The sequence below is a fragment of the Enterococcus sp. DIV0187 genome (assembly GCF_051713785.1).
Lineage (GTDB): Bacteria > Bacillota > Bacilli > Lactobacillales > Enterococcaceae > Enterococcus_A > Enterococcus_A avium.
Map to the genome: position 1 here is coordinate 3904353 of NZ_JBIOQO010000001.1, position 13168 is coordinate 3917520.

The 13168-nt window shown below is 38.8% G+C and carries 7 protein-coding genes; 4 read left to right on the forward strand and 3 right to left on the reverse strand.

The features are described from left to right. Positions 1-153: 153 nt before the first annotated feature. From IGI52_RS19030 to IGI52_RS19040, 3 genes are all read right to left on the reverse strand, one after another. Positions 154-288 carry a hypothetical protein gene (locus IGI52_RS19030; RefSeq protein WP_002302374.1) on the reverse strand — a complete coding sequence of 45 codons (135 nt, stop codon included), beginning with the start codon at positions 286-288 and terminating at the stop codon, positions 154-156. A 43-nt stretch (positions 289-331) separates the two neighbouring features. Further along, a complete protein-coding gene (locus tag IGI52_RS19035) occupies positions 332-1636 on the reverse strand; it encodes an IS91 family transposase (RefSeq protein WP_438781589.1) in 1305 nt (434 codons plus the stop codon). Between the two features lie 332 nt (positions 1637-1968). Next, positions 1969-3072 carry a tyrosine-type recombinase/integrase gene (locus tag IGI52_RS19040; protein WP_438782107.1) on the reverse strand — a complete coding sequence of 368 codons (1104 nt, stop codon included), beginning with the start codon at positions 3070-3072 and terminating at the stop codon, positions 1969-1971. 504 nt (positions 3073-3576) lie between these two features. Here IGI52_RS19040 and IGI52_RS19045 point away from each other — a divergent pair. The 4 genes from IGI52_RS19045 (at position 3577) to IGI52_RS19060 (ending at position 13163) form a co-directional block, all read left to right on the forward strand. After that, the gene (locus tag IGI52_RS19045) at positions 3577-5481 is read left to right on the forward strand and encodes a SpaH/EbpB family LPXTG-anchored major pilin (protein ID WP_438782108.1); all 1905 of its coding nucleotides are present in this window, start codon (positions 3577-3579) and stop codon (positions 5479-5481) included. A gap of 30 nt (positions 5482-5511) precedes the next feature. Further along, positions 5512-10587 (forward strand): SpaA isopeptide-forming pilin-related protein, encoded by a 5076-nt coding sequence (locus tag IGI52_RS19050; protein WP_438782109.1) that lies wholly within the window; start codon positions 5512-5514, stop codon positions 10585-10587. A gap of 1 nt (position 10588) precedes the next feature. Then, the gene (locus IGI52_RS19055; protein ID WP_438782110.1) at positions 10589-11302 is read left to right on the forward strand and encodes a pilin N-terminal domain-containing protein; all 714 of its coding nucleotides are present in this window, start codon (positions 10589-10591) and stop codon (positions 11300-11302) included. Between the two features lie 106 nt (positions 11303-11408). Further along, positions 11409-13163 (forward strand): class C sortase, encoded by a 1755-nt coding sequence (locus tag IGI52_RS19060; RefSeq protein ID WP_438782111.1) that lies wholly within the window; start codon positions 11409-11411, stop codon positions 13161-13163. The last annotated feature ends 5 nt before the right edge of the window (positions 13164-13168 follow it).

The following is a 13168-nucleotide window of genomic DNA, read 5'->3' on the forward strand; positions in this document are numbered from 1 at the left end:
GTATCTTTTCTAAAACAGAAAAGATGCTTTTATTTTTGTAGTTGAATCGTTGAGAACACCATTTACCAGTATAAGTCTTACTTGGTCTTATAAAAAATAAGAAAACCTCAGGAGAAAACCGCTCCTGAGGACTTTTTGTTTAGATAAATCATTTTATTGTCGATCACTGATTCTAAATTCGTATCCAAGTACGTTCTTATAGTATTCTGGATACATCTCTCCACCACATTTTTCGCAATCAAATTGCGGAGCGTTCTCAGGATCAAATGCAACATCTCCTGCATCCAAAAATTGAACTACTTCCTTTGGAATTTTTTCCTTTATCCCACATTCAAGACAAATGTAATGAACCACTCCATTGGAATCGAAGTTTTTTAAAAGCTGCTTCTTTTTCTTTTTCATACTTACGTTTCGATGCTTCTTCCCCAATTTTTTTATTCTCCTCTCGCATGAATCGTTCCGATTCTTTATTCTTCGCATATTTCACTACAAGTCGTCCATTTTTAGACACACTAACTCCACTAAATTCATAATATTCGCCACATCTAGTACATTCCAATGGATTTACTCCGAATTCTTCGGCTATTCGTTCACACCATGATTTTGGTTTAAGTGCTTTCTTCACATTCACAAGCATTCGTTGAATCTCTTTCTGGTAATTACTTAATACTTTTTTCATGATTGTCTTGATCCGCCGACTATAAATGCCGTATCTACGAATTGTTTTGAACTGGTTCTCTGGAATATGACGAATCAGTGCACCAATAAATTCCTCTGCCGACATCGTCTTTATCTTATCCGTGTTAGTTCGTTTATCATGATACTGAAACATCACTATTTTCCCATCGTACAAAAGGATACGATTTAAAGCAATGGGACCACGTTTCATATAACGACTGATATATTCTAATATCTTTTTGAGAGAAGTTCGGCTCCTTTTGGGTGCATGCACGTAAAAACCCTCTGCATTTTTCGTGTACGCCGCTTGTAAAAGCGGCTGGACTCGTGCCTTATCCCATTGGGATAAGGTTCTTCGAATGAGCTTTAGGACCGCATTCTGCCAATATTTCCTCAACATTGCGAACGGAAAATAGTCATAGTCCTTCCATTTTCCATCCCTCGTCAGTCCACCCATGGTGACGACTAAATGAACATGCGGATTGTATTCTAGCTGAGAACCGAAGGTGTGGAGTGTTGCCACAACCCCAGCTTGTATATGGTGCTTTCTAAAAAAATCTAATAGTATCCGTGCAGCTTCATCCATTAATCCTTTTAAAAGCTCCTTACGATACTTCTCCTTCAGAAAAATCTCACGTAAACCTTCATCGATCGTGAAGATGACGTGTCGATGCGTCACTGTAAACAGATCATTCGCCGCAACCTCTGCCCACCGTTGACTTTCCCCAGTTGCACAAGTTGGACAAAATTTCCCTTTACAACGAAAAGCCACTTTCTTTACATCATGGCATCCTTCACAGACAAATAGACGATAACCTTTTTTAAGGTCACCACAATCGCGAAACTTCTTCACTTCTCTTTTCACAACGGATCGAATCCTTCTCGTGTACCTTTGATTGAATTTCTCCCAGTTTTGATATTCATCAAAGAAAATGGCGTGTAAAATATTGGGTTTCATATCTCCAGTTTAATAGGAAAAAGACCAGATGAAAAGAGGTCAAAAGATTGATGTATCAATCCTTTGACCTCTTAAAATGTTATACTTCCTTTAATGTCTAGAAAAGCACTCGAAGCCTTCTGATATCAAGACTTTGAGTGCTCTTTGACGGAGAATGACGGCGCATCATTATCCCCTTCAAAATAATGAACTTTAATTTTTTTTAAAAGATTACTTATAAATTAACAGTCAATACAAAGAAGAAGTTCGCCACGTTTGGTAAGCGCTTTCTTCGTATAGTTAAAAAATTTAGCCTAAATTTATACTCGAAATTTTTTAAAATTTTAGCACCTTCACCTTATCATTTCCTCCATTTGATCAATAACTTGAACTCGTTGTTCCATTAACGTGTTCACATAAGTGTCCAACGTCATCTGCGTAGAAGCGTGACCTAACAAAGCACTCACAGAGGAGATATCTCCTTTCGCTTCTAGGCACCGGGTTGCAAAAGTGTGACGAAGTTGATGGAAATAGATCTCAGCTAATTGGACTTTGTCTCGAATTCGATGAAAATGGTAGGTGAGTAGCCGTGGTTCACTTGGTTGTCCATTGGTAGAGAATACAAAGGCCTCTGTTGAATTTTTTCGATGCTTCAACAACAATTTTTTAATTGTTTTTCCCATTGGAATCACTCGAACAGAAGCCTCTGTTTTTGATTCCGTAAAAATCAACTCTGTTTTTTTGTTTGCATCTAATGAACTGATTCGTTGATAGGTATTGCTTACATGGATGAAACCAGAATCAAAATCAATATCAGTCCATCTCAACGCAGCTATTTCCCCTATTCTCATCCCCGAATGCAGAGCAAGTAATGTTGGAATTCCTCGCCCCTTCTTTTCTTCTTTTGCGATTTTCATCAACTGGGTTTGTTCAACTCTTGTTAACGGCCTCACCTTCTTGCACTTCGATTTTGGCAGTTGGATTTCAGCGAAAGGATTCGTGATAATCTTGCCATTTTTTTTCGCATGGTTTAAACATTTGTTTAAAATACGGAAAATGACTTGGATCGTCGTTCTTTTGAGTTTTTCCTGAAGATTTTGCAATAGATTTTTGCCTTGTTCTACAGATAACTCATTCAAAGGAACATGCTTGAGCAACGGAAGTACGTATTTTGATAACTTATAATAGTAGCTTGAAAATGTGGAAGGTTTTACTTTTGTTTGCACTTCGCTTAACCATTGAGTCACCCATTCTTCGAGGGAGTCACTGGATATACCATATATTTCCTGAATCGTGTGATAGCGAATTCGTAGTGGAAATAACTTTTGTCGCACCTCCGTGTAACTTTTTCCATAAACATACCCATATTTAATTTTCCCATCGTTCCTTCTTCCTTTTGGATATCTTCCTTCCCATCGTCCATCTTTTCTTAGATAGATATTTTCGCCTTTTCGCATATACTCATTCCTCCAATTTGACGGCTTATCTGACGGCACATAATTCAGTTTTTTTCTTTGAGTTCTGTTAATAACAGGACTCAAAAAAGCAAATGTTATCACGTAATAATTCCTTTTACCTAAATATAATTAATTTAATGATTCCTGTTGCCTAATAATAATTAATAATATATAATTGCTTCGTGAACTATTTTCGAAATAGGTAATAAATAAGTTAATTCATTTTTGACGTGTTATGATTATTTCTAGTTTTTTATAATTCTAAGAAGAAAAACAGGTCATTAAATCCTGTAGGGAACAAAAAAATTAACTTATCAGTGTATTGAAAGGGGGCATGTTTATCGAAGGACGAACATACAAATATATTACTTTATGTCCAATCAAAGCGAATTGCTTCCCTTTGATTGAAAATAAGTGAATAAAATTATGACGGCAATCATTATTTTATTTACTTATTTTAACTAAATTTGAAGAAAAAAACAAAAAAAGCAAAGGAGTTTATGTATGAAGAGCAAAAAAAAATGGATAAGTAAAGTAGCGGTAAGTTTAGGGTTGTTGACAATGTTTGGAGGAGTTGCATTAAGTTGTGGAAGTGCAGTGTATGCAGCACAAACAATTAGTGAGAATCCAACATCAGATGACAAAACGTCTCGTTCGATTACATTATGGAAATATGAAATTAAAAGTGGTGCTGAATTAGGTGAGCGTGGAGACGGACTTGAACTTGCTGGAACAGCACCAGAATTAGCTGGAAAAACAGTCATGGAAGATGTTTGGTTTGAAATTGTCCGAGTGACTGCAAATACAGGGAAAGTCTTGACCGATCCTTTGAAACAAAAAGAAGGTGCCTCAGATGATTATGTGATTGATACATCATTTCCTAAGACTACTGGGTCAACAGATGCTAGTGGTAAGTTAACTTTTGATGTTAGTACGATTCTAGGGATTACTGGCGCAACGGGCCATAAAAAGGCGGACGGTATCTACTTAATTAGAGAAATTCCGAATCCAACTACTGGTAACTACGATTATCGGGTGAATGCAGAAGGGCCAGGAACGGTCCCTGATACGACTGCTCCCGGCAAGTTCAGAAAAGAAATTGCTACACCAATGAGTCCGTTCTTTGCTTATTTACCACAAACGAAACGAGTTAAAGATCCATCTAATCCAGGCCAATATATCTCTAGTGGTGAATTAATTTACGACGTGCATGTGCATCCTAAAAATATTGTAACGGATAGCGAGCTAGATAAAACAGTTAACGGCGGAAAAGGCTACTCAATCAAAGCTGGCGAAAAGTTCCAATGGGAAGCAACAACGAAACTTCCTGATGGTTTGTACTATGTAGTCAAAGAAGATGGAACCATCATCAATCGTCATGATAAAGATGGAAATCCTATAGCAGATTTGCCAGTTGTTGCTGGGGATAAAATCTATGCGGATTATTACTATGTACATGACGAACTTGCACAGGAATTACATTTGGATGGTGTTGAAGTAGAGTTCTTTAATCCAAATACAAGCACATGGGATAAGATGACACTAAACAATGAGTATGAAGTATTTAAAAATGGTAGTGCTACAAAAGAAACTGCTGATCCAATTACTGATGGTGTTACTGGGAAAACAGATATTCGTGTCGAACTGACAAAAGCTGGTATGGAGAAAATCGAAACTCTTTCACCAAAACGTTACTCTGATATCCGAGTAATCTATAATACCCACACGGAAAAAGATTTTAACGGAATCATTGAGAATAAATATGATACTGGTTACTTGATCCCAGGTCAAAAACCTAAAACTGATGAAAGTGAAAAAAATCCAGAATACTATGATGGTGGATTCAACATCAGAAAAGAAACTGAAAAAGGCGCTGATTTAGCAGGCGCTGAATTCCATATTGCTTTGACTGAACAAGATGCAAAAGATGAAATTTTCTTGGCAGATGATGGGAAAGCCTATCCTAAAGGAACTCCAGGTGTGAACTTCTTGACTTCTACTTCTGATGCGTCAGGTAATGCGAAATTTGATGGATTGAAATTAGATTGGTTTACTGATGCTGTTAAAGATGGTCAACAAGATCCTAATAATCCAGCTGAGGCAACTTGGCCAAAAACTGAACCAACAGGTGGCGGAGACTATATTCATAAAAAATACTGGGTAGTGGAAACAAAAGCGCCAGCAGGATATGAACTATTGAAAACCCCTCAAGAAGTAACAGTTGATCTTTACACTCACGAAGATGTAGGTGGAGTTGTAGTTCCAGAACTTACAGTAGAAAATAAATCCAAAACAGATCTACCATTCACTGGTGGCACTGGAACGATGTTACTAGTAATTATTGCAATTGGATCAATCACGATTGGTACTGCAGCAATCGCTATCGATAAGAAACGTCGCGCTGTTTAAAGAAAAGATGTAGAAAGGATGGGTAAGACCGTGCGAAATCTAAAAAAGACAGTCACCATTTTTCTTCCCATCATCCTTCTGTTAGGAGTAGTAACGGCTGTTGCTGCTCCTAGAGGGGGAATATTAAAGGCTTTTACAGCGCTACCCCCACTTGTAGATTTACGAGTAGAGGATGAAGAAGTTACTAAAGATGATTTTAAGGTTGAAAAAGATGAGATTGAAATTGAACTCACAGCTAAAGAAAAAGAGACGATAAAACTTCCTTACAACGGTGAGTACGAGGTTGTTCCATTAGATAAAAAGGGAAAAGAAATATCTGCTCCGATTTATCATAAGGATCGTTTCAAAGAAGAAATCATGAATAAAGATAAAACAGTCCAAAGTTTTCAAATTGAAGAGGCTTCAGAAGCAATTGAACAGGAAAAACAACGTTTTATCAATGTTGAAACTGTTTTTGGGAAAGGCTTCTATTATCTAAATATGGAGAAGGATCAAAAGCAACGATTTAGAATCCGGCGTAATGCTAGTAAAAAAGTAGAAGTCAAGATAGTTAATGCTGAAGACCAAGAACATGAGCAAAAGTTGTTTACTTTTCCAGAAATCAAACCTTTGGTAAAGGAAGAAGCTCCGAAAGAATCGAACACCACTGAAGAATCAATCCATACTTCAGAAGAAGCTGATAAAACAATTACTTCGGAAACAAAGAAAGCATTTCAACCAAAAGATACGAAGCAATCAACTGAGACTTCCGAGTCGAAAGATGTGGATTCAAAAAAAATAACTGAAACATCTGAATCAAAAACTGAAGAAAAAGATGTTGATAAGACAGACTCTAAAGAAAAAGCTTCTGAAAAGAATGAGCCAGAAAATTATGCTAAGGTTTTGGCTGTTGAAACAAAAGAAACGAAGAAGTCATTAAAAGAGTTGGAAGATGCGGATTACAAATCAAAAGACTCTTTAAAGAAACCACAAATGTTTGGTACGTTGGAAACAAAAAAATCTACTACAAAAGCTACTAAAGAGACAAAAGCAGCTAGTCCAATTATTGTAAAAGATGTAAGTATTCCAATAAAAACAGGAACAACATCATTTGATGAAGGTAGTGGTAATAAACCAGGCTATGATGAGAACGAGGAAAATGAGTTTGTTCGTTCGTTTGATCAAGTTAGTTATCTAGTTTCTTTCTCTATTCAAAATACAGAATTTGAAGAACGTTACACCGATATTCGTTACCGAGTGATTAGTGAACTGCCTAATGCAATAACGTTAGTTGGTGGGAAGCCCAGATACAATGGTGAAATTGGTAACGGAACATTAATTGACAAGCCAGGAGGCAGTGCTGGAGAAAAGATTTCACAAGGTGTGATGGAGTCAGTTATTAGTGATAGCGGACAAGTCTTCGTTCCGGTCATTGTGAATATTTTTGGTGCAGCGCATGATACAAGGATTAAACCAAGTTTTAAACTAGAAATTGTGGATGCAACGAATGTTAAAACAGGGAAAACTGAAACGTTTAATGAAATTTTTGACAACATCCCTAATGATAAAAATGAAAACAAATTGGATGTTAAGGAAACAAAAGTTTCTGCGAAACCGTCAGTAGTGGTTCGGTTGACTCAAGGAGAAATAAAACCTAGTAGCAGTGGGATTTATTCACCAGCAAGTGCGAATATTGATGCTTATAATGTTGGGATAACCACTGTACTTGAACCCATTGATGCTGATAGAAGAGAAAAGAAGGACTATCGTGGGTCTACCTTTCCTGATGGAGCCATCAAGTATCAGATAAAGGAAAAAGCGACTTATCAAATTGGAACAAATGCAACGCAGTCTATGCCTGACTCGCAACGATCCGGATTTTGGCTTACTGCTCACTCAGTTCCGGAGAAGGATCGAACAGCTGCAACTTGGACTCAAGCAAAAGCAACAGACATAAGTAAACTCCAAAACACATTGAATGTACCTAAAGGCAAATCAGAGAAAATCTATACAGATGAGCCGCCAGGAGACCATTCTGAAATTGGGGTGTATGATTCTGGAAAATTCACTGTTAACAGTACTGCGTCAAATTTTTATAACGATATCACCAATACGGATTATGTCGGTGTGTTAAATCCATATACGTATACGATGACTGGAAAACGCACACAATCAGCGACAGACAAAGTTTTTTCTAGTATGGAAGCTGTGTTTTACTGGGATCGCACCAAAACGGCGACAGCAGCCGTCGCAAATAAGTGGTCACGGTATGATATGGTCTTGTATGTTGATGCTGTTCAATATGCTGACGGAAGGAAAGACTCTTTTGAAAAACCTTCTAGTGTCACTTATCCAACAGTAGTTGCAACAGACGGGGATTATCGCAGAGCGCCAGCAATTGGCGTGTATAGTAATAACGTTGATTCAAATACTCATGGTTCGCTTGTGCAAGCTGTTCCAGGAGTCGATGGTAATTTAAATTATAACTATGGAAAAGCACAATTAGCCCTTGGTCAAAAGGCAGTGTTTATAGATTATACCTCACTAGGTGGTAGTCATGCTGCAGAGGCTAAAATCAGCGAACATATACAGATGTGGGATCCTACTGGATTTGAATATGATACTTCAAGGACTCCAACCTATGACTCGTGGACTTTGGATAACCTCAAAGTTGAATACCAATATGGAGTAGCAAAAAATTTAGGAACGAGTCCTCCTTATACAATGCAAGTTCCACAAGTTTATGCGGGGAAAAATTTGTATAACTGGTATAACACGCCAGAAGCTGCCATAGCAAGTGGAGGGAAAATTAGCGCAGTTTATACAAAAGCCACATTTGATTTAGATCATTCTGCTTGGGCTGGGAAAATGCAGACTGGTTCATTTGTTCCAGTAAAGGTTATCGCTTCTGGTAATAAAACGCCAGCAGGAAATAGTTTTGTACATCTTGCGTGCGGAAGATTTTCTCGGAAGGATTCTACTCTTATCCGACAGGCACCATCGGTGGGGAATAACAAAGGTGATGATCCTAAAAGAAATGATTTGTATGGGCAAGTTGTAAATTACATCGGGAGATATGGTCCGACAAACTTTACAAGTTCTGGAGCAGTTACTTCAACACCAATGATATATTACAATTTCATTGGCGAATCTGCCTTTGTAAAACCTTTTCTAATTACTACGAAAACGGAGATTGGAAAACCTTTATATCAATCCGATGAAGACATAGATATCAAGTTGACCGGTGTTCTATCCGGTGATGATTCAATTAAATATGGAGCTGCTTTGACTACAACATTACCTAAAGGGATTTCCTATAAACAACACTCTTCACTGAATGGAAAAGATGATAGTCCTTTACCCGAACCCACTTCAACTGGTAATTCAAATGGCACGACTACATTGCGTTGGGACTTTGAAGATATTTCTTTAAAAGATGGAAATGATTTGACGATAAAGTTCAAAGCTACATCTGACTTTACTCAGTTGAAATTCAAAGATAGCGGCTATACAGATGCACTAGAAGTGAAAACTGTTGGAGATATGTGGACTGCTGCTAATCCTAATATTAAAGATGATTCTCCTGAACCAGTTCGTTCATCTAAGGGGACTTTTATTGAGCATCTAATTCAGCAAGTTATCTTAAGCAAAACAACGACGAAACCTTCTATTGAAGTTGGTAATAAAGATCCACGACCTTCAGGAGAAGATACTTCCATTATGTATAAGATAAGGATACTGAATGAAAGTGCTGCTCCGATTCCCGGTACAAAGATCTTAGATGTTCTTCCATACAATGGGGATTCAAGAGGAACTACGTTCAAAGGTAGTTATAACATAACTGATCTGAAAGTAAGTGATCCTAGTGTAGTGGTTAACTTTTCAAATAGTGTTGCAAATGAATCCGCCGATCCTAATAAGGTCATGAACACTGGCACTTGGAATACGTTTATTTCTGGAACTGATTCTGTTACAAAGATTCAAAACGCTAAATCTATTGTTATTGATAAAGACATATTAGATGTTGGTGAAGAAATTGAAATAATGATCAAGATTCAGCCAGTTAATCAACAGCCTGGCGATGTATTGATAAACAATGCAGGTATGAATTCAGAGTTGAATCTTCCAGTCAGCTCCCAAACTGCTATCACTCGTGTCTATGGAAGAAAGCTGACTGGTTATGTCTGGTATGACGATGATTACAATGGATTAATCGGCGCGAAGAAAGATGGGACGCCGGAAGATCCGGTTGCAAATATTCCAGTGAAGCTTTATCGAACAAGCTATGTGGATGGGAGTTATGCAAATAAACTGGTTGAAAAAGATTTATTGGGGAACACGTTTAATGTCAAAACTGATGCGAATGGGAAATATGAGTTCAACAACCTTCCAGAAGGGAAGTATGTAGCAGAGTTTGTTGTCAATGATTTGGTTATTAAAAAAGTTTTCATTGTAACGCAGCAGTTAATAGGGAGCGATGCCTCTAAGAACTCAAAAGCTAGTCAGACTGCTGATGCTGTGACTAAAGAGTATCAGACACCTGATTATAAGCTTCCTACTTTAAATGATCTACCGGGGATATTAACGGGTGCTGATAAGGTTCATCTTACACAGCATGTCAATGCTGGATTAACTCGATTATCAGAAATACGTCTATTCAAGTATGAAGAGGGAAGCGCAATTGACGAAAACAATGATGGTAAATTAAGTGAAGCAGAGATTGAGAAAGCTAAACCATTAGCAGGTGCTACTTTTGATATTTATAAGGGAAATAGTACCGCGGAGAAAGATAAAATTGGCTCTGGTACAACAGATTCAAGTGGTTGGTTAAAAGATACTGATAAAGTCTTTTCTGGATTACTTCCTGGAGATTATACACTAGTCGAAACAAAAGCCCCGGCAGGTTATGAACTGTTGAAGGAACCAATCAGAGTGAACGTACCAACTTATAATCATACTGTTAAGGTTCATGTACCAAATAATGATCAAACGAAGCTACCATTTACCGGTGGTACGAAAGCAATGAGATTCATCTTAATTGGAGCAGCAAGTCTACTAGTTATTGGTATGGTCGGAGTATTCCTGCATTTTCGACCAACCAAGGTCAGAGTAAAGGGAGGAAAATAAAATGAAAAAAGTTCGTTGTTTGTTATTCTGTTTGTTTGCTTTCTCCCTGAGCTTTGGAGGAGTGATGTCTGCTCATGCCGAAGCAGAAGCCACTTCTTCAACTGGCTACAATATTTATATTAAAAAATATAAAATTGAAGACTTTGCTAAGATCGCTGATACATTGCCGTTGGATGGTACTAAAGTGGATCAAGTCAAGGATGCCGATGGAAAGAATCTTGATCCACTACCTGGAATGTCTTATGAGATCACTCGGGTGACACCGATCCAAGGAGCCTCTGGCTTTGAACCTGTTCAAGGGGATGGGGCATTCCATACGACGGTTAAGACGGATAGTCAGGGTCTCGCTCATGCGGGAAATCTTGCGCAAGGAATGTATCAAATTGTTGAGAAAGAACATGCACAGCTAAAAGATGTGATGGAACCCGTGATCGTCGAATTGCCATTTCCCCAACAAACCGGTGAACCCTTGAATGAAGTATATATTTATCCCAAGTCCAGTGTTTTAGGTGAGACGCCTAAATTGCCTGTGACTAAAGGACCCGACGGTCAGCCAATTCCTGTTGAAGTCGATGAAAAAGGTGAGATTAAGAAGTTGCCGCAAACCAGCGGAAACATTGGAACCGCACAGGTTTTGATGTGGATCTTAGCCATGATCGTTGCGATGGGCGGAGTTGGAATGTTTAGTATCCACCGCAAAAAAGACGTTTTTTAATCAAGTCATGCATCATCACTGAAGAAAGAATCTCGGATGCGGAACTGTTAGTGTCCTGGATTCTTTCTTTCAACTTGTAAATCCCTATTGGAAAGAAGGAACCGCCATGAAGAAGACCCCAAAAAAGAAACGAAAACATTCCTTTCTAAAGATTTTCGCAATCATCATGATTGTCGGCGGAGTCTTGACATTACTCTATCCAATTGCTGGGAATTACTTGGCAAATCGTGAACGTAGTCAGGCGGTATCTGAGTACGACGACACGATGAAGAAAATGTCTCAGAAGGAAAAAGATGAACAATGGGCGTTGGCAAAAGCCTATAATGAATACATCTACAACAAGCAAGAAGGCTTGCCGAAGGGCAATCCAGTCGTTTACAATAAGGTCATGAAACAAGGGGATGTCATGGGAACCGTTGATATTCCTGCGATTGATATCAAACAAATGCCTTTTTTTCACGGCACGTCGTTCAAAACATTAGAGAAGGGTTTAGGACATTTTGAGCCGACTTCGATCCCGATTGGTGGGAAAAATACCCGCTCAGTCATTACGGGACATAGTGGAGTCAAAAACCAAGTCTTGTTTACGGATATCCGTAATTTAAAAGAAGGCGATTTGTTTTTTATTAATATTTTAGGCAAGCGATTGGCGTATGAGATTGATTCTTTTGAGGAAATCCTGCCTAGCGATGTCGATAAGGTCAAAATTTATAAAGGGAAAGATAAAGTGACCCTGCTTACCTGTACACCGCCAGGTATCAACACTTTCCGGCTATTAGTAACTGGTCATCGAACGGATTATAAAGCCGCGGTTCAAAGAAAAGTCAAAAAACGGAATACCTGGAGTTATCAAAATATTGTTCTGACGACACTAGGATTGAATGTGGCGATCTTCATCTTATTGATGAGCCTATATCGCCGCTTCATCAAACGTTTCCGCTCAGACGATCCAGTCGTTTCAGCGAAAGCTCGAAAGAATCTGAAACGCTTGTTCCAAGTCACGAAAACCTTATTCATCATTCTGTTCGTCACGATGACCGCTGTTCTAGTCACCGCGATCTATGGCTACCTGCACATGGAACAAGAGCCCGCTTCGGCAGCGGTCAATGTGGGACCGAAGGAAGAACTGAGTGCCTACAACATCGACAAAATTGATGAGGCGAATTATGGCGAGAAACAAATCGCCAGTGTAAAAATCTCCGATTACGCCAAAGCGAAATCAGTGGTCCAGAATACAACCAATAACTGGGGGATCGGCAAGCTTGTGATCCCGGATGTGTCGATTGATCTGCCGATCTTAGCCGGGATGGCGAATGAAAACCTGTTAACGGGAGCGGCGACCTACCGCTCCGATCAACAGTTAGGACGAGGCAACTTCGTTGCACTAGCCCACAACATCTTCGATAAGGATGTGCTCTTGCATCGCATCCAAGATTTGAAAAAAGGACAGCTGATCTATGCGACAGATTTCAAGGATGTCTATGTTTACGAGGTTTTTTTGAACAAGATTATCGAAGAAACAGAGGTTTCATACGTTGAAAAGGAACCAAAAAATGGGATCGCCAAGCTGACACTTTTACGTTGTGAGGGAGACATCGGCACGATCTATCGGCGTCTTGTTCAAGGAAATCTCAAAAGCGTTCAGCCGCTTCATGACGCCAAAGACGATCTGTTCGATCAAATGAAGCTGAAACGAAATGATGGGAAAATCGACGGCACCATCATGAAGAAGGATCCAGTGTCTGAGCTCGAACGGGTAAGCATGACACTGGCTGCGAAGATCATTTCTGATCCGATGCAGACGGTCGTGCCATTGTTCTTATTATTCTTATTACCGATTTTATTCTTTAGTTTGATCTAGAAAGA